This is a genomic window from Roseobacter sp. HKCCD7870 (assembly GCF_037830315.1).
Taxonomy (GTDB): domain Bacteria; phylum Pseudomonadota; class Alphaproteobacteria; order Rhodobacterales; family Rhodobacteraceae; genus M30B80.
Genome location: NZ_JBBLYO010000002.1, coordinates 46,487 through 64,631 on the forward strand (window position 1 = coordinate 46,487; position 18,145 = coordinate 64,631).

20 protein-coding genes, 1 pseudogene and 1 riboswitch are annotated in these 18,145 nt (G+C 55.2%); of the genes and pseudogenes, 13 read left to right on the forward strand and 8 right to left on the reverse strand.

Annotated features, from left to right (window positions below; genetic code table 11):
* Nucleotides 1-56 precede the first annotated feature (56 nt).
* A complete protein-coding gene (locus AAC637_RS08605; RefSeq protein WP_340244575.1) occupies nt 57-530 on the forward strand; it encodes an Hsp20 family protein in 474 nt (157 codons plus the stop codon).
* 80 nt (nt 531-610) lie between these two features.
* Here the strand turns inward: AAC637_RS08605 and AAC637_RS08610 are convergent, their stop codons facing one another.
* The gene (locus AAC637_RS08610) at nt 611-1,495 is read right to left on the reverse strand and encodes a glycosyltransferase family 2 protein (protein ID WP_340303212.1); all 885 of its coding nucleotides are present in this window, start codon (nt 1,493-1,495) and stop codon (nt 611-613) included.
* Between the two features lie 153 nt (nt 1,496-1,648).
* On the opposite strand from AAC637_RS08610, the gene miaB reads away from it, so the two are divergent.
* The 12 genes from miaB to AAC637_RS08670 all read left to right on the forward strand — a co-directional run bounded on the left by miaB (nt 1,649) and on the right by AAC637_RS08670 (nt 14,675).
* Complete coding sequence (miaB, locus tag AAC637_RS08615) at nt 1,649-2,971, forward strand: tRNA (N6-isopentenyl adenosine(37)-C2)-methylthiotransferase MiaB (RefSeq protein ID WP_340303213.1); 1,323 nt, start codon at nt 1,649-1,651, stop codon at nt 2,969-2,971.
* Between the two features lie 247 nt (nt 2,972-3,218).
* Entirely contained in the window at nt 3,219-3,599 is a 381-nt protein-coding gene (locus AAC637_RS08620) for a hypothetical protein (protein ID WP_340303214.1), read from the forward strand.
* Between the two features lie 124 nt (nt 3,600-3,723).
* Entirely contained in the window at nt 3,724-4,743 is a 1,020-nt protein-coding gene (locus AAC637_RS08625) for a PhoH family protein (protein WP_317655747.1), read from the forward strand.
* An 11-nt stretch (nt 4,744-4,754) separates the two neighbouring features.
* Nucleotides 4,755-5,249, forward strand: a complete 495-nt coding sequence (gene ybeY, locus AAC637_RS08630; protein WP_340303215.1) for an rRNA maturation RNase YbeY — start codon at nt 4,755-4,757, stop codon at nt 5,247-5,249.
* A gap of 44 nt (nt 5,250-5,293) precedes the next feature.
* The gene (locus AAC637_RS08635) at nt 5,294-6,193 is read left to right on the forward strand and encodes a hemolysin family protein (protein WP_340303216.1); all 900 of its coding nucleotides are present in this window, start codon (nt 5,294-5,296) and stop codon (nt 6,191-6,193) included.
* Between the two features lie 2 nt (nt 6,194-6,195).
* Complete coding sequence (gene lnt, locus AAC637_RS08640; protein WP_340303217.1) at nt 6,196-7,716, forward strand: apolipoprotein N-acyltransferase; 1,521 nt, start codon at nt 6,196-6,198, stop codon at nt 7,714-7,716.
* Between the two features lie 18 nt (nt 7,717-7,734).
* Nucleotides 7,735-7,784: riboswitch (SAM-SAH riboswitch) on the forward strand.
* 6 nt (nt 7,785-7,790) lie between these two features.
* A complete protein-coding gene (gene metK / locus AAC637_RS08645; RefSeq protein ID WP_340303218.1) occupies nt 7,791-8,972 on the forward strand; it encodes a methionine adenosyltransferase in 1,182 nt (393 codons plus the stop codon).
* A gap of 59 nt (nt 8,973-9,031) precedes the next feature.
* The gene (gene trmB, locus AAC637_RS08650) at nt 9,032-9,733 is read left to right on the forward strand and encodes a tRNA (guanine(46)-N(7))-methyltransferase TrmB (protein ID WP_340303219.1); all 702 of its coding nucleotides are present in this window, start codon (nt 9,032-9,034) and stop codon (nt 9,731-9,733) included.
* Nucleotides 9,734-9,809: 76 nt separating this feature from the next.
* Nucleotides 9,810-11,162, forward strand: a complete 1,353-nt coding sequence (gene aroA / locus AAC637_RS08655; protein WP_340303220.1) for a 3-phosphoshikimate 1-carboxyvinyltransferase — start codon at nt 9,810-9,812, stop codon at nt 11,160-11,162.
* Nucleotides 11,159-11,755, forward strand: coding sequence for a (d)CMP kinase (locus AAC637_RS08660; protein WP_340303221.1), 597 nt, complete (start codon nt 11,159-11,161; stop codon nt 11,753-11,755). The genes aroA and AAC637_RS08660 overlap by 4 nt, the downstream gene beginning before the upstream one ends.
* Before the next feature lie 208 nt (nt 11,756-11,963).
* On the forward strand, nt 11,964-13,643 hold the full coding sequence (gene rpsA, locus AAC637_RS08665) for a 30S ribosomal protein S1 (protein WP_340244555.1): 1,680 nt from the start codon (nt 11,964-11,966) through the stop codon (nt 13,641-13,643).
* 204 nt (nt 13,644-13,847) lie between these two features.
* Complete coding sequence (locus AAC637_RS08670; protein ID WP_340303222.1) at nt 13,848-14,675, forward strand: phosphogluconate dehydrogenase C-terminal domain-containing protein; 828 nt, start codon at nt 13,848-13,850, stop codon at nt 14,673-14,675.
* Between the two features lie 176 nt (nt 14,676-14,851).
* On the opposite strand, the gene rpmE is transcribed toward AAC637_RS08670, so the two are convergent.
* From rpmE to AAC637_RS08705, 7 genes and pseudogenes are all read right to left on the reverse strand, one after another.
* Nucleotides 14,852-15,073 (reverse strand): 50S ribosomal protein L31, encoded by a 222-nt coding sequence (rpmE, locus tag AAC637_RS08675; RefSeq protein ID WP_317655736.1) that lies wholly within the window; start codon nt 15,071-15,073, stop codon nt 14,852-14,854.
* Nucleotides 15,074-15,087: 14 nt separating this feature from the next.
* The gene (gene rplS / locus AAC637_RS08680) at nt 15,088-15,474 is read right to left on the reverse strand and encodes a 50S ribosomal protein L19 (RefSeq protein WP_317655735.1); all 387 of its coding nucleotides are present in this window, start codon (nt 15,472-15,474) and stop codon (nt 15,088-15,090) included.
* Nucleotides 15,475-15,740: 266 nt separating this feature from the next.
* Entirely contained in the window at nt 15,741-16,565 is an 825-nt protein-coding gene (gene trmD, locus AAC637_RS08685; RefSeq protein ID WP_340303223.1) for a tRNA (guanosine(37)-N1)-methyltransferase TrmD, read from the reverse strand.
* Nucleotides 16,555-17,079, reverse strand: a complete 525-nt coding sequence (rimM, locus tag AAC637_RS08690) for a ribosome maturation factor RimM (RefSeq protein ID WP_340244548.1) — start codon at nt 17,077-17,079, stop codon at nt 16,555-16,557. Before rimM ends, trmD begins: the two co-directional genes overlap by 11 nt.
* Nucleotides 17,076-17,231, reverse strand: coding sequence for a hypothetical protein (locus AAC637_RS08695; protein WP_340254140.1), 156 nt, complete (start codon nt 17,229-17,231; stop codon nt 17,076-17,078). The genes rimM and AAC637_RS08695 overlap by 4 nt, the downstream gene beginning before the upstream one ends.
* Nucleotides 17,232-17,396: 165 nt before the next feature.
* Nucleotides 17,397-17,792: pseudogene (gene rpsP / locus AAC637_RS08700) on the reverse strand (30S ribosomal protein S16); the annotation flags it as partial.
* Between the two features lie 41 nt (nt 17,793-17,833).
* Complete coding sequence (locus AAC637_RS08705; RefSeq protein ID WP_317655731.1) at nt 17,834-18,139, reverse strand: chorismate mutase; 306 nt, start codon at nt 18,137-18,139, stop codon at nt 17,834-17,836.
* Nucleotides 18,140-18,145: the final 6 nt, after the last annotated feature.

Sequence of the window (18,145 nt, forward strand, 5' to 3'; positions counted from 1 at the left end):
CTCATGATGTAGAGCGCCACGAAAACCTTGGTATCGCTTCTGATGGAGGATGTCCTATGCGAAACTACGACCTAACCCCCCTATACCGCGCCACTGTCGGCTTTGATCGTATGGCTGATTTGTTAGACAGCCTGCTGACGCAGGAAACGGGCGCGAACAGCTATCCCCCCTATAATATCGAAAAAACCGATGAGAATACCTATCGTATCTCAATCGCTGTTGCGGGTTTTTCAGAGGCTGAATTGCGTGTTGAGCAACGCGAGACGGAACTGGTCATCGCGGCCCGCAAAGAGAAAGACGACACCGCCCGCACCTATTTGCATCGTGGCATTGCGACCCGCGCCTTTGAGAAGCGGTTCCAATTGGCCGATCATGTGCGTGTGACCCAAGCAAGCCATGAGAACGGCATGTTGCATGTCGATCTCTTGCGTGAGGTGCCAGAGGCAAAAAAACCGCGTCAGATTGCAATCACATCTGGCAAGGCATCCAAACAAACACCTGCACTTGAAGTGACAGATGTAGAGGTCTGAGACAGACCTTCAGACACCCCTGCGCGTGCGCCCTCCCTCGCGCGCGCAGGCGGTGATCGGTGGCAGGACTGGGCGTGGCCCTAGAGCCATTGCCCCGGTTCCATCAGCCCCAAATCCATCAATTGCTGACTAGACCATTGGAACCGCTTTGAGCGGTGCCAGCGAAAATCCCCGATATCATAGCTAGACCCTGCATTGCTGCGCAGTGCTTTGGCCACGCGAAACGAACAGATGGTTGCGGTGATGGAATGGTGCCATTGGCACGCAAAAGTGTTCATTTCCTCGTCACTGAGGCGATGATCTTCGAACATTTGCAGCCCTTCCTTCGCCCGAAAGAACCCGATCCGATCAATGCGCCGCCGTTCTTTGGGAACATGTTCCTCAAAGCGCCAGCGTAAACCGCCCAAAAAATCATGTTGGCGATCCTTAGCGCGGCCCGTTTCATCACGGCGCGCATCGGCAAAATACCCTGCACTGTCGAGCATGGCATGATCTAGGTTCACGGCATTTGGTGCGATGTTCAGGTCTTGTGCGTAGAGATCAATCACATAGGTCAGCGCGCAGTCGCGGCGTTCTTCCGCGATGAAGGCTGCCATTTCGCTCACAGTGCGATCCTCGCAGAACGGGTAAAAGAAATATTCAGCGTTATAGCAGTAATGAACCCATTCATTTGGCAAGATAGGGATCAGCGCATTCACAATACGGGCGGCAGCATCTGCGCGGCGGGTTTGCGCGCGAATAATCGAAACAGTGTTTGGGGTGTGCCCCTCTGTCTCGGGGGTAATGTCCAAACCAGTGGGGGCTGCGATGAACACATGGCGAAACCCCAATTGCATCAAATGAGACAGTGTCGAGGCCAATTCAACCCGATCCTCTGCAATCAAAATTGCAAAAGGCCCCTTGCCAAACCCGCCCCGCGGCAGACGGCGAAATTCGGCCAAAGATGCATAGTCTTTGATCTGCATATGCGGTTTATTCCGACCAATTCTGAAATTTTTGTAACCCAACCCCAATTTGCGGGGCTTTGTGGTCTATTGCAATGGGTCACATGCGTTGATGTGCGCCCCCTCTTGGGCTAAATGACCCTGTGCTGCCATCTGCGAAAAAGGCCCCATGCAATGACTGAACCCAAAAAGCTATTCGTGAAAACCTATGGCTGCCAGATGAATGTCTATGACAGCGAGCGTATGGCAGAGGCGCTGTCTGGTCAGGGCTATGAGCAGGTGGGCAGTGCGGAAGAAGCGGATATGATCCTGCTGAACACGTGCCACATTCGCGAGAAGGCATCGGAAAAGATCTACTCGGAATTGGGCCGCCTGAAACCTTTGCGCGATGAAAACCCCAATCTGAAAATCGGTGTTGCGGGCTGTGTCGCGCAGGCCGAAGGCGAAGAGATTATGCGCCGTCAACCGATTGTGGACTTGGTCGTTGGCCCGCAGACTTATCACCGCCTCCCTGCCATGATGCGCGCGGTCGAGGCAGGGGAAAAGGCCCTTGATACGGATTTCCCCGAAGAAGATAAGTTTCTGCATCTGCCAAAAGATCGCCGTGCTAAGCGCGGGCCTTGTGCGTTTTTGACGGTGCAGGAAGGCTGCGACAAATTCTGTGCGTTTTGCGTTGTGCCCTATACCCGCGGCGCTGAGGTCAGTCGCCCCGTTGCGCGCATTTTGGGGGAGGCGCGCGATCTTGTCGAACGCGGCGTGCGCGAAATCACGCTTTTGGGGCAAAATGTGAATGCCTATCATGGGCAAGATGAGGATGGGCGTGAATGGGGGCTTGCGCGCCTGATCCGTGAATTGGCGAAAATCGAAGAGTTGGCGCGTATCCGCTTTACCACATCGCACCCCAATGACATGGAAGATGACCTGATCGCGGCTTTTGGCGATTGTGACAAGCTGATGCCCTATCTTCATTTGCCTGTGCAATCGGGGTCTGATCGTATTCTCAAAGCGATGAACCGCAAACATACCGCGCAGGACTATCTCGACCTGATCGCACGCATCCGTGACGCGCGCCCTGATTTGTTGCTGTCAGGGGATTTCATCGTGGGCTTCCCCGGCGAGACAGATGAAGACTTCGCGCAAACTATGGATTTGGTGCGCAAAGTGAATTACGGACAGGCCTATTCCTTCAAATATTCCGCGCGTCCCGGCACGCCCGCAGCCGAGCGTGCAGATGTTGCGCCTGAGATTGCAGATGCCCGTTTGCAAGAATTGCAGGCGCTTTTGACCGAACAACAAAGGGCGGCTCAAGACGGTATGGTGGGGCGCGAAATGCCAGTTCTGTTTGAAAAGCATGGGCGCCAAGAGGGGCAATTGATTGGGAAATCGGGCTATTTGCATTCGGTTCATGCTATCGCGCCCGCGGAATTAATTGGCCAAGTGGCAATGGTTCGAATCATTAAGTCTGCCACCAATTCCTTGACAGGCGCGTTGGTATAGTCTGCGGATGTCTGGGGTGGCCTTCGGCGGTTAGGATGCCCCAACAGGAACAATTTCTAACAATTTGTTGAGATTGTTTATCAATTTATATATAAATATTGATATATTTTTCTTTCCGAAGCGAAATTGCTCGGATATTCTCTCGAATAATCGCGCTGTTAACCATTCTTCCGCATTTTAGCTGGATGGTCGCAGGGAAAGAATTTTGAGATTGGGCGTGCTTTTGAACAGCTTTATCCAACATGGAATGGCACATGCCGTGCGGTTTTTGGCGATTGGGCTGCTTGCCTTTGTGCCACAATTCGCGGCGGGGCAGAGTGGGGCTATTTCTGGCCGCGTGCAGCCGGGGATCTGGATTGATCCTGACGGTTGTATGCATTGGGTCGCCGATCGCGGTTTTGACGCAAAAGACCTTAGCCAATTACAGGCTGCCATCTATGTCGACCCTGATGGTTGCCACATTTGGATGATTGGCGATGGCGCGGAAGGGTATTGGTCGCGCCGCCGTGATCCTGTGTCTGGCTTGCCTGTTTGCACGGCTGTTGCGCCGCCAAATTCAGTTGTTGGTGACTACGCCACGGGTGGGGTTGTGCCTGTGCCTGATATTCGCTCTGCTGGTCTGTTCTAGGCGCAAAAATCGGTCATCTGTCGCCTAGATATGTGAAATTTTCGTGCATATCACACTAGCTATTGATTTGGCCGCGAGGGCTTGGCACTCTCAACCCAGGAATCTTCTCTGAGCGAAGGAGAGTATGTTGGCATTGTCCACGTTGAGCGCACCCGCCACCCCTAAATCTGGCCCCCCTGCAGATTTGCAGCTGAGCTTTCCTGACAATCGCCTTCTGATCGACCTTTGTGGAGAATTCGACCGAAATCTCACGCAAATTGAAACAACGCTGTCTGTGCAGATCATTCGCCGTGGCAACCAATTGGCCGTGCATGGCGAGGCGCGGGAGCGCGCGGCCGAAGTTTTGGGCAGTCTCTATGCGCGATTAGAGGCAGGAAAATCAGTAGAGGCCGAAGATGTCGAGGGCGCAATCCGTATGCGTGGCTCTGTTGAGGGGACAGGCGTTCGGGCGGGTGATCAGATTGAAATGTTTGGTGCATCCTCGTTGGAAATCGGCACCCGCAAGAAAACGGTCGAGCCTCGCACCGATGCGCAAAAAGCCTATGTTCAAAACTTGCTAAAAAACGAACTGGCCTTTGGGATTGGCCCTGCGGGAACGGGAAAAACCTATTTGGCGGTTGCTGTCGCTGTGAACCGCTTGATCAATGGCCATGTGGATCGGATCATCTTGTCGCGCCCCGCCGTAGAAGCGGGCGAGCGTTTGGGATTCTTGCCTGGGGATATGAAGGACAAGGTTGATCCCTATATGCAGCCCCTTTATGATGCGCTGCATGATTTTCTGCCTGGTCGGCAACTGCAGAAATTGATGGAAGAAAAAACCATTGAAATTGCACCTTTGGCGTTCATGCGGGGGCGGACATTGGCCAATGCCTATGTGGTTTTGGACGAAGCCCAAAACGCAACCACAATGCAAATGAAGATGTTCTTGACCCGTCTGGGACGCGGCAGCCGTATGGTTATCACGGGTGATCGCAGTCAGGTTGATTTGCCGCGCGGCGTAAATTCTGGCCTTGCTGAGGCCGAACGCATTTTGGGTGCTGTCTCAGGGATCAGCTTTAACTATTTCACCGCAAAAGATGTGGTGCGTCATCCGATGGTCGCCAAGATTATCGAGGCCTATGACGCCGATGAAGTTAAAGGTTAGGCGCAAGGCGCATGGAAATCGACATTCTGATCGAAACCCCTGCGTGGCTGGTTTGTGACATTGAAGATGTCACTGCGCGCGCGGCAGACGGTATTTGTGCCGAGCTTGCGCTTGATCCTGCGCGGTTTGCAGTTTCGGTTTTGGCCTGTGACGATACCCGCATCGCAACCCTAAACAGCGATTTTCGCGCCAAGCCGACACCGACCAATGTGTTGTCTTGGCCCGCAGAAGAGATTGACCTGCCCCTTGGTCAAATGCCCAAATTGCCGACCCCCGCCGCGGATGGCCCACCACATGAATTGGGCGATATTGCAGTCGCCTATGAGACTTGCGCCCGCGAGGCGGAGGAGCAGGGCAAAGATTTTGATGATCATTTGACCCATTTGATGGTTCATTCGATCCTTCATTTGTTGGGATTTGATCATATAAATGACCCCGATGCCACGGTGATGGAAAGTTTAGAGACACGCATCCTTGCCAGACTGGGGGTTGCTGACCCATATTAGGGCGGATGGCACAAGTTTTGTCAGTGTAACCTTGGAAAGGGGCTATGAGCTCAAATCCCGAACCCTCGTCTATTGCGGCGCAAAGCGCGCCCCTTGATGACGAGCCTCTGCCGCAAAGGCAAAGTTTCTTCTCCCGTCTTTTTGGGTCTAGCCCATCAGGCCTCGATCATTCAGATCATGCCGAAGGCGAAAGCCTGAGCCACCCTGCAAGCGAGGGTAAATCCTTTGCGCAATTTGGCATGTCCAATCTGCGCCGTTTGCGGGTCGAGGATGTGTCTATCCCGCGTGTCGAGATAACGGCGGTGCCCGCTGATATCAGCCTTGACGATCTCATCGCGGTGTTTCGCGAAAGCGGCAACACGCGCCTGCCAGTTTACGATGGCACCCTCGATAGCCCTATCGGCCTCGTCCATTTGAAAGACGTTGCTTTGGGCCATGGCTTTCACAAGTCGGAATGTGATTTCGATTTACGCTCTATGCTGCGGCCCTTGCTTTATGCGCCGCCCTCCATGCCGATTGGGGTGCTTCTGCAAAAAATGCAGACCGAGCGCACCCATATGGCTTTGGTGATTGACGAATATGGCGGTGTCGATGGTTTGGTGACCATCGAAGATTTGATCGAACAGGTCATCGGTGAGATTGAAGATGAGCATGATGTCGAAGAAGACAGCCCATGGAGCCATGAGAAATCAGGCGCTTATCTCGCCCTTGCCCGCGCCCAATTAGACGAGTTTGAAGCCGAGATTGGGATCAAACTGCTGGACACTTACGAAGATGAGGAAATCGACACCCTTGGTGGTTTGGTGTTCAAACTGACGGGGCGTATTCCCGCGCGCGGGGAAATCGTTCCGCACCCTTCTGGTGCCGAGTTTGAGGTTGTCGATGCCGATGCGCGGCGGATCAAACGGTTGCGTGTGCGATTGCCCAAAGGTGACGCTGCGTGATCATGACACGGCTGCGCGATCCGCGTCTGTTGGCACTTTGCGCAGGTTTAGGCGCGGCTCTGGGCATTGCGCCATTTAACATACTCATCGCGACCCCATTGGGTTTGGGCGCTTTGATCTATCTCTTAGCCCAATCGCCAACCCCTAAGGCCGCGGCGGTTTCCGCGTTTTGGGGGGGATTGGGCTATTTCATCCTTGCGCTGCATTGGATTGTCGAGCCCTTCATGGTCTATGCGGCGCAAGAGGGGTGGATGGCCCCTTTCGCGATTTTGGGCTTATCAGGTGGGTTGGCCCTGTTTTTGGCACTGCCCGTCTGGGCGATCTGCGCCTTGGCCCGTCCCCAAGGCCGTGCGGCCCGCATCATGGCGATTGTTCTGGCGCTGTCATTTGGGGAATATCTGCGCGCCTATATCCTGACGGGGTTTCCTTGGGCAATGTTTGGCCACGCCATGATTGGCACCAATTTGCGGATTTTGGCGGGGGTCATCGGTGCGCATGGGATGGGCTTTTTGCTGCTCGGTCTGGCAGGTCATTTGGCCCATTTTGCAATTAATGGGGCATGGCGTTTCTTTGGGGGGCTGTTGGGTGGCATTGTGGCGCTTTGGGTGTTCACGCCAGTCTTTCCCGCGCCACAGGCGGCCCCAGATGCGCCGCTCATCCGCATCATTCAACCCAATGCTGCACAAGACCTCAAATGGCGGCCCGAGATGAAGCCGTTTTTTCAAGATCGGATTCTTGATCTTACCGCTCTGCCCGTCCGTGAGGCAGGGGGCGCACTGCCTGATTTGGTGCTTTATCCTGAAACGGTTTTAACTTCGCTCTTGGAGAACACCGAAACCATCCGCCAAGATCTGGCTGCTGCTGCAGGCGGTGGCCTGTTGATTTTGGGCGCACAACGCCTTGAGGGGGTGGTTGCCTATAACACCCTTGCACTGGTGAATCAAACGGGCGCAGTGACTGCAACCTATGATAAGCACCATTTGGTGCCTTTCGGGGAATATATGCCCTTGCAATCCCTTGCGCGCGAAATGGGGTTACACGGGCTCGCAAATCGCATGGGTCTTAGTTTCTCGCGCGGGTCAGGGCCACAGGTCTTTGACCTCGGCGCAGATCTTGGAACGGTATTCCCGATGGTCTGTTACGAGGCAATTTTCCCGCATTATATCATGGATGTGCCGCGCCCTGATTGGATGTTTCATGCCACCAATGATGCGTGGTTTGGTCAGTTTTCAGGCCCTTATCAGCATTTGGCCCTGCTTCAGCTGCGCGCAGCAGAGCAAGGTTTGCCCGTTTTGCGCGCCGCCAATACAGGGGTCAGCGCCGTTATAGATGCGCGTGGCGAAATCGTGTCTGCTTTGGGAATGGGAGAGATGGGTGTAATTGATGCCACCTTGCCCCCATCCTTACCTCCGACCCTTTATGCGCGGTTTGGGGATGTAGCTTATGGGGTGATGCTTTTGGGGCTCTTGGGCGCATTTTTGCGCAAGCGGCGTGTTGATATGGTTGATCCCACCCGCACTTGAAGATAAAGCGGCGCAATCTTGGCCCCACAACGGCTTCCTGACGTGGCGGCTTTAACCCCAATGGAGCACTTATCATGTCCCGTAAGCACTATGTTTTCACCTCCGAATCCGTTTCGGAAGGTCATCCTGATAAAGTATGTGATCGTATCTCTGATGCGGTCTTGGACGCGTTTTTGTCCGAAGAACCCGAAGCGCGTGTTGCTTGCGAGACTTTCGCCACGACCAATCGCGTTGTGATCGGTGGCGAGGTTGGTTTGTCTGACCAAGATAAACTGCGCGACTATATGGGCCGTATCGAAGATATCGCCCGCGCGTGTATGCGCGACATTGGGTATGAGCAGGACAAATTCCATTGGAAAACCTGTGAGATCACCAACCTCTTGCACGAGCAATCCGCCCATATTGCACAAGGCGTGAACGCCGCAGAGGATAAAGACGAGGGTGCAGGCGACCAAGGGATCATGTTTGGCTTTGCCACCAATGAAACACCTGATCTGATGCCCGCCCCGATCCAATATTCCCATGCGATCCTGCGCCGTTTGGCTGAGGCACGAAAGTCTGGCGCGGCCCCGCAGCTTGGGCCAGATGCGAAATCGCAGCTTTCTGTGCGCTACGAGGATGGCAAGCCAGTTGAAATCACTTCCTTGGTTTTGTCGACACAGCATCTGGACGAAAGCATGACCTCCGCTGATGTGCGGGACTTGGTCGAGCCTTATATCCGCGAAGTGCTGCCCGAGGGGTGGCTGACCGCCGCCACAGAATGGCACGTTAATCCAACGGGTAAATTCGTCATTGGTGGCCCTGATGGCGATGCGGGCCTCACAGGGCGCAAGATCATCGTAGACACCTATGGTGGCGCGGCCCCACATGGCGGCGGTGCGTTCTCGGGCAAAGACCCGACCAAGGTGGATCGCTCAGCCGCCTATGCGGCGCGCTATTTGGCGAAAAACGTGGTGGCTGCAGGTCTTGCAGATCGCTGCACTATTCAGCTGTCCTATGCGATTGGCGTGGCCAAGCCTTTGTCGATCTATGCCGACACACATGGCACGGGCAATGTCGATGAGGCCGCGATTGAGCGCGCCGTGGCACAGGCGATGAACCTGACCCCACGCGGCATTCGCCTGCATTTGGGCTTGAATAAGCCAATCTTCCAGCGCACCGCGGCCTATGGCCATTTTGGCCGCGCCCCCGAGGCAGATGGTGGCTTCTCGTGGGAGCGCACTGATCTGGTCGATGCGATCAAATCAGCGCTCTAATTTGAACCTTGCACATGGAGTATGGCCCTGACCGATTTGGTTGGGGCCTTCTTTCAAAGATGACCGAAGCCAGACCCCACCGCAATTTCTATGGCCGCCGCAAAGGGCATAACCTGCGCGACAGTCAAGAAGCCTATTTGGAACAAGACTTGGCCAAGCTTAGTCCTGGTGCGGTTGATTGGGATGAGAACCCCGATCGCACAGCCCTTGATCTTGAGACGCTGTTTGGCGGGCGCGATGTTTGGCTTGAGGTTGGGTTTGGCGGCGGCGAGCACATGGTGCATCAAGCCGCGCTGAACCCCGATGTCGGGTTGATTGGTTGCGAGCCCTATATCAATGGCGTGGCCATGCTGCTTGGCAAAATCCGCGCCAGCGGTGTCGCCAATCTGCGGGTTTTTCCGGGCGATGTGCGCGATATGTTTGATGTGCTGCCTGATGCATCAATCGCGCGTGCGTTTTTGCTTTATCCTGATCCGTGGCCGAAGAAACGCCACCATCGCCGCCGTTTCGTCACGCCGGAGCATTTGGAACCTTTGGCGCGGGTTTTGCAGCCTGGCGCGATTTTTCGGGTTGCCACTGATATTCCCGACTATGTCCGCCAGACATTGGAGGAAGTTCCAAAGGCAGGGTTTGAATGGTTGGCCGAAGGGCCAGGGGATTGGCGCAAACCTTGGGGCGATTGGATTTCCACCCGTTACGAACAAAAAGCCCTGCGGGAGGGGCGGGTTCCCCATTATCTGACCTTCCGTCGGTTGGGGTGATATCCCCAAAGCCTGTGGACGCGGCGGGCTGTCACCGCTATCAGATGGGCCAAGTTAATTTGCGAGGGAATGAAGCATGTCTGCCCACGGAAAACCTATCAAAATGAAGGCGCGGAAATCAGCGGGTTTGTCGGGCGAGGCGCATGTGCCAGGTGATAAATCCATCTCGCATCGCAGCCTTATTTTTGGTGCGATGGCCATCGGGCAGACGCGCATCAAAGGGTTGCTTGAGGGGCAAGATGTTTTGGATACGGCCAAGGCGATGGCCTCCTTTGGTGCCCGCGTCACGCGTATTGCGGATGGCGAGTGGCATGTGGACGGCGTTGGTGTTGGCGGCTTTGCCGAGCCTGATCATGTGATTGATTGCGGCAATTCTGGAACGGGTGTGCGTCTGATTATGGGCGCTATGGCCACAACCCCCATTGCCGCCACCTTTACAGGCGATGCAAGTCTCAATAAGCGCCCCATGGCACGGGTCACAGACCCGCTCGCCCTTTTTGGTGCACAGTCCTTTGGGCGCTCAGGCGGGCGCTTGCCGATGACGATTATCGGTGCGGAAACCCCCGTGCCTGTGCGCTACAAGTTGCCTGTGCCCTCAGCACAGGTCAAATCTGCGGTTCTGTTGGCGGGCTTGAATGTGCGCGGACAAACTGTGGTCATCGAAGAAGAGGCCACGCGGGATCATACCGAACGGATGCTTGCGGGTTTTGGCGCAACGATTACGAGCGAGCAGACCGATGAGGGGCACGTGATCACCTTAGAGGGCCAACCAGAATTGCGCCCACAGGATATCACTGTGCCCCGTGATCCCTCCTCCGCGGCCTTCCCAATTTGTGCGGCGCTTATCACGGAAGGCTCAGATGTATTGGTGCCAAATATCGGCCTTAACCCCACCCGCGCAGGTTTGTTTGAAACCCTGATCGAGATGGGGGCGGATTTGACCTATGAAAACATCCGCGATGAAGGCGGAGAGCCAATGGCAGACATCCGTGCGCGTTTCTCACCTGATCTCAAGGGGATCGAAGTTCCGCCTGAGCGCGCCGCAAGTATGATTGATGAATACCCAATTCTGTCGGTTGTGGCCGCGAATGCCACGGGCGCGACTGTGATGCGCGGGGTCAAAGAACTGCGCGTCAAGGAAAGCGACCGCATTGATGCCATGGCCACAGGTCTGCGCGCAAATGGGGTTGAGGTGGAAGATGGCCCTGATTGGTGGATTGTGCAGGGCCGCGGTGCGGGCGGTGTGCAAGGCGGCGCGATATGTGCAACGCATTTGGATCATCGGATCGCCATGTCTTTCTTGTGCTTGGGGCTGTCCACGAAAGAACCCGTGCAAATTGATGATGGCGGGCCAATTACGACTTCATTCCCCATCTTCATTGATCTGATGCGGGGGCTTGGCGCCACGCTTGGCGAGGTGGACGTTTGATTTTCACGGTCGCCATTGATGGGCCTGCGGCCGCAGGTAAGGGCACGATAAGCCGCCGCTTGGCTGATCAATTTGGCTTTGACCATCTCGATACAGGCCTGCTTTATCGGGCCGTTGGGGCAAAAGTGGCCGATGGGGTCGCGCCTCAGATGGCCGCGCAAAATCTGACAGCCGCCGATCTGGCCCGCACTGATCTGCGCAGCCATGCGGCGGGGCAAGCTGCCTCAAAAGTTGCTGTGATCCCCGAGGTGCGCAGTGCCTTGGTGACATTTCAACGCGAGTTTGCCCGTCAAAGTGGCGGCGCTGTTTTGGATGGGCGCGATATTGGCACGGTGATCTGCCCCGATGCGGATTTGAAATTATTCATCACAGCCCGCCCCGAAGTGCGCGCGCATCGCCGCTATTTGGAACTTGGGGGAGATGAAGCGCAGATCTTGAACGAGATCATTGAGCGCGACAGCCGCGATATGTCGCGTGCAGATGCCCCATTGCGTGCCGCCGAGGATGCGGTGGTGATCGACACCAGCGATTTGGACATTGAGGCAGCTGTTCGCCTTGCGGCAGAACATGTGACAGCCCGCCTCAAGGGCTAGTGTGAAAAATGGCCAAAACCCTTGTCATACTGGCGCAATGACTGTATGAGCCACGCAATCAAGCAGACGGTCAACGTCTCGGATTGAGCAGGGTCGGGATATCCTCCGGCCCTTCATCATTTTCGAGGGGGCGATTGAAAACGAAACCAAAGACCTGCGGAGACAACCGCATGGCCCGAATAGCTCTATGAAAAGGAACTGAATATTTATGTGCGCTAAAGCAACTATGGAAGAATTCGAAGCCCTTCTGAACGAAAGCTTCGAGATTGATACCCCCGCAGAAGGTGCGGTTGTCACTGGTAAGGTCATCGCAATCGAAGCGGGCCAAGCCATCATTGATGTGGGCTACAAAATGGAAGGCCGCATCGACCTTAAAGAATTCGCAAATCCCGGCGAGGCCCCCGAAATCGCAGTTGGTGATGAGGTAGAGGTTTACTTGCGCAATGTGGAAAACGCGCGTGGCGAAGCGGTTTTGAGCCGCGAAATGGCCCGCCGCGAAGCCGCATGGGATCGCTTGGAAAAAGCATATGCCGCAGAAGAGCGTGTCGATGGTGCAATCTTTGGCCGCGTCAAAGGTGGCTTCACCGTTGATCTGGGCGGTGCTGTTGCGTTCTTGCCTGGGTCTCAGGTTGACGTGCGCCCCGTGCGGGATGCAGGGCCTTTGATGGGCCTCAAGCAGCCATTCCAAATCCTGAAAATGGATCGCCGCCGTGGCAATATCGTTGTGTCCCGCCGTGCAATCCTTGAGGAAAGCCGCGCCGAGCAGCGCGCCGAAGTTATCGGCAAACTGGGCGAAGGCGACATCGTGGATGGTGTGGTCAAGAACATCACCGAATACGGCGCATTTGTTGACTTGGGCGGTGTTGACGGCCTGTTGCACGTCACCGACATGGCATGGCGCCGTGTGAATGATCCAAAAGAGGTTCTCACAATTGGTGAGACCGTGAAGGTTCAGGTGATCAAGGTCAACAAAGACACCCATCGTATCAGCCTCGGCATGAAGCAGCTGTTGGACGATCCATGGGATTCCGTTGAAGCGAAATTCCCGCTTGAATCCGTTCACATGGGCCGCGTGACCAACATTACCGATTACGGTGCATTTGTTGAGCTGGAGCCTGGCGTTGAAGGTCTTGTGCACGTGTCTGAGATGTCATGGACAAAGAAAAACGTGCATCCTGGCAAGATCGTTTCGACCAGCCAAGAAGTTGAAGTAATGGTTCTGGAGATCGACAGCTCCAAGCGCCGCGTATCGCTTGGCCTCAAGCAGACCATGCGCAACCCATGGGAAGTGTTTGCAGAAACCCATCCTGTTGGCACAGCGGTTGAAGGCGAGATCAAGAACATCACCGAATTCGGTTTGTTCATCGGCCTCGACAACGACATTGACGGCATGGTTCACCTGTCTGACCTGACATGGGAAGGCCGTGGTGAGGATGTGATCGGCGATTACCGCAAAGGCGATATGGTCAAAGCGGTTGTTACCGAAGTTGACGTTGAGAAAGAGCGTATCTCCCTGTCGATCAAAGCTGTTGATGGCGACCCATTCGCAGATGCCGTTGGCGGCGTGAAGCGTGGCTCGGTCATCACTGTTGTTGTGACTTCGGTCGAAGAAGGCGGTCTGGAAGTGGAATATGAAGGTATGAAATCCTTCATTCGCCGCTCTGACCTCAGCCGCGACCGTGGTGATCAGCGCCCTGACCGTTTCTCGGTTGGTGACAAGATCGATGTGCGCGTAACCAATATCGATGCGAAGACCCGCAAACTGGGCCTGTCGATCAAGGCACGCGAAATCGCCGAAGAAAAAGAAGCGGTCGAGCAGTATGGCTCATCCGATTCTGGTGCAAGCTTGGGCGATATCCTTGGCGCTGCATTGAACAAAGACGAGTAATCATCACGCGGGCCTTTGGCCCCGTTATGAGATGAAAAAGCCCCGCTCTGCAGAGCGGGGCTTTTTCTATTTCTGTATGATAGGCCGTCGTAGCTGATAGAATCTTCATCTTTTGCGCTTCACGGGCAAACGAAGTATCAATGTGGGCAGGGCAGAGATGCATAGCATGCAAGGGGCTCGGATAGAGCGGTAGGAGAACATATTATGACGAACGTGGCAGTTTTTGGCGCTGGTGGCAAAATGGGAGTCCGATGCTCTCTCAATTTGGCTAAAACTGACTTTGATGTGTCCCACATTGAAGTGAGCGAAGCTGGCCGCGCACGCCTAAAAGAGGCCGTTGGTGTTGATTGCGTTGATGCTGAGACCGCAATTGCTAACGCTGATGTCGTGCTTCTTGCTGTTCCGGATACGGCCATTGGCGCTGTCGCCACAAGCATCGTCGACAAACTGAACCCAGGCACAATGGTTGTGATCCTCGATGCGGCAGCACCTTTCGCGGGCCATCTGCCAGAACGAAAAGATATCACTTACTTTGTGACCCACCCATGTCACCCGATGATCTACCACAATGAAGCCAAAGAAGCTGCGCGCCTCGATCGTTTTGGTGGGGTGGCTCATCCGCAGGGCGTCGTGAATGCCCTGATGCAGGGCCCAGAAGAGCACTACGCGATCGGCGATGAGGTGGCGAAAGCGATCTACGCGCCCGTGCGCACCACATACCGCGTGACGGTCGAACAGATGGCCTACCTAGAACCTGGCCTGTCCGAAACCGTCTGTGCCTCGCTTCTGGTCGTGATGAAACAAGCGATGGACGAAGTTGTGAAAACTGGCGTTTCTGAGGAATGCGCACGTGACTTCTTGCTCGGTCATATGAACATTTTGGGTGCTGTAATCTTTAATGTTCAGGACGGTGTTTTCTCGGACGCGTGCAACAAAGCAATCGAATTCGGCATCCCAGCCCTGATGCGCGATGATTGGAAAAACGTCTTCGAGCGGGATGAAATCATGGCGTCCATTCGCCGGATTACATAACCCGAAATACCACCTGCTGAATTGAAAGAGCTGTGCCATTTGGGGTGCATTCTGTTGACATTCAATACACGGAAGGAATTCAGCACTGTTAAGCAGCAAAGACATTTAAATTGTGGTTAAAATAAAAAACACCGTCCCAAAGGGACGGTGTTTTGAAATAGTCAGGTGGGTTTGGATTAGAAACCCAGACCTTCGTATTTCTTTTTGAACTTGGAAACGCGGCCGCCTGTATCCATCAAGCGCGCGCCACCACCTGTCCATGCAGGGTGCACAGAAGGGTCAATATCCAGCGCAAGCGTATCGCCCTCGGAACCCCAAGTGGATTTCATCTGAACAACGGTACCATCGGTCATTTTGACATCGATGACGTGGTAATCGGGATGGATGTCTTTTTTCATCGTCTAAGCCCTTCTTACGCTTCGGCATTATCGCTGAGTTCGCGATAGTTTGTTTTCTCGGCGATACGGGCCGACTTACCACGGCGATCACGCAAGTAGTACAGCTTCGCGCGGCGAACACGGCCGCGGCGCACCACTTCGATTGAATCGATATTGGTCGAGTAGAGGGGGAATACGCGCTCTACGCCTTCACCAAATGAAATTTTGCGAACAGTGAACGAACCTGCGATCCCTTTGCCGTTTTTACGGCTGATGCAAACGCCTTCATACATCTGCACACGAGAACGCGACCCTTCGGTCACTTTAAAGCCAACGCGAATGGTGTCGCCAGCTTTGAAATCGGGAATAGTCTTCCCAAGGGCGGCAATCTGTTCCGCCTCGATTTGTGCGATCAGATCCATTGGATCTTCTCCTCTAAATGCTCGCGGTTGCTCCGCGAAGGTGTGGTCGCATCTGAGAGCTCTGGTCTTCGACCGGATCCACCTGTTCCCATATGGGGGTGTCCGCCAGAGGTCACGCTGACTTTCCTAATGTGATCTTTGGCTAATCTGTCTTGCGCCGAAGTTCCGCAAAAGCGCGGGGACGAAGCCCCAAGAGAAACCAAAGGTGCCCGATCAGCCGATTCCGACTGCGGACGGATGGCGTATAGGCTGCAAATCCCAAAGGATCAAGCCTTATCGCGCCCTGTCTTGCCCTGTTTAGAGAGATATTCCGCCCAAAGATCAGGACGGCGCGATTGCGTTAAAGCCTCGGCTTGGGCATGGCGCCATTCCGCAACGCGGGCGTGATTGCCAGATGTCAAAACCTCGGGGATCGCCATCCCGCGCCATTCAGCGGGGCGGGTATAATGCGGATGCTCCAACAGGCCATTGGAAAAACTTTCTTCTTGGGTCGAGTCAAAATTTCCCAAGACACCCGGAATAAGGCGAATGGTGGCGTCAAGCACCGCTTGGGCGGCAATCTCGCCGCCCGTCAGAACAAAATCACCCAGCGAGATTTCTTCCATCTCGTAATGGTCAATTACACGTTGATCCACCCCTTCGAACCGCCCGCATAAAAGGGTTATGCCGTCACAGCTCGCAAAGCGCGCGGCATCGGCCTGTGTAAAAGGCCGCCCCCGAGGTGACAGATAGACACGCGGCCAGCGTGCAGGGTCACGTGGTGTGTTATCAGCGGCCATGTCCATGGCGCGCCCCACAATGTCGGGACGCAAGACCAGCCCCGCGCCGCCGCCTGCGGGCGTATTATCAACATTGCGGTGCTTGCCCTCGCCGAAGATGCGCAGGTCGATAGTGTCTAAGGCCCAAAGACCGCTTTGCAATGCCTTACCTGTCAGCGAGCCCCCCAAGACACCTGGAAACATGTCAGGAAAGAGTGTGATGACCTTCGCGCACCATGCATCCTTTAGGCGCTGCGGCCCCATCAAATCGCGTGGGGTGGCATTGGCCGAAATCGACAGACGGCCATAGCTGCGGGGTGGTTTAGACGTCATCGTCAAACAAGCCTTCTGGCGGATCAATCACGATGCGCTTGGCGCTGAGGTCAACTGTGGGGACAACCGCCTGTGTAAAGGGCACAAGAACGCTGCCTTTGTGATTGGGCACGCTGCGCAGTTCGAGAATATCACCTGCGCCATGGTTCAAAACGGCTGCCACCTTGCCGCGCGCTGCGCCGCCTGTGTCGACCACGTTAAGACCGAGAAGGTCGCTGTGATAAAACTCGTCATCAGGAAGGGCGGGCAGGGCCGTGCGCGGGGCAAACAAACGGGTGCCGCGAAGGCCATCTGCCGCTTCTTTTGTCATGACCCCAACAACCCGCGCGGCAAAGCCACCTTTGACCGCACGGGTGATTTTAAGATCAAAGCTTCGGTCGCCTTTTTCAGAAAACAGCGGGGTGTAAGTGCCGATATCTTCGGGATTGGCGCAAAAACTTTTGAGGCGCACTTCACCGCGCACGCCAAAGGAGCCTGCAATCGCACCGACACAAATCAGGTTTTGATCGCTCATTCCACGGGGCCCTCTCTTAGGCATAACCGATCTGCGCTGACCCATTCGCCCGAAAGGGCAAGACAGGCCGCTTGCGCATTGCGCCGTTCTTCAACGCGCCCACCTATATAGGCGACAAGGCAGAGGATCGAAATTAGGATCAGGCGGCGCATTTAAGATACTCAAAGCCACATCTACGCTTGGACCTAAGGCCGCCTTGCCCCCAAGACATAACAAGCGGGGGCAAGGCAGGGGGCTGATTACTCAGCCTTTGCTTCTTCTGCGGCTTCCTCAGCGGCAGGCGCTTCTTCAGGTGCAGCTGCTTCTTCAACAACGGCCTCTTCTGCGGGCGCCTCTTCTGCGGCAGGTGCAGGTGCGGCTGCTGCTTCGGCTGCTTCTGCGGCCTTAGCGGCTTTTTCTTCTGCGCGCTCTTGTGCCTTTTTGCCTGGAACAGCTTTGTTCGGGTTGTTGCGGGTTTTCGCGGCCAACACGCCAGCTGCTTCCAAGAAACGGCTTACGCGGTCGGTGGGCTGTGCGCCCTGCTCGAGCCAGTATTTCACGCGCTCCATGTTCATTTTCACGCGATCTTCGCTGTCTTTTGCCAAGAGCGGGTTATATGTGCCGAGCTTCTCGATGAAGCGGCCATCGCGGGGCATGCGGCTGTCAGAGGCCACGATGCTGTAGAATGGGCGCTTTTTCGAGCCACCACGGGCCAAGCGGATTTTCATTGCCATGTTAGTCTTCTCCTTCGGATAGATGATCGGGGCGTTTTTGTTTATTGCCCGTTTTCAATGTGTTGTTCATGGTGACGGATGACCTCCTGAATGATGAATTTCAGAAAGGTCTTGGCGAATTCGGGGTCGAGATCGGCCTCCTCAGCCAAACGCTCAAGCCGCGCGATTTGTTTGGCTTCGCGGTCTGGGTCGGAAGGGGGCAGATCATGTTGTGCCTTCAACTTCCCTACGGCTTGGGTGTGCTTGAACCGCTCGCCAAGGGTATAGACAAGGATTGCGTCTAAGCGATCAATTGAGGCGCGATGTTCCTTGAGCAGCGCTGCGGCGCGGGCGGCTGTATCGGTCATGATGCG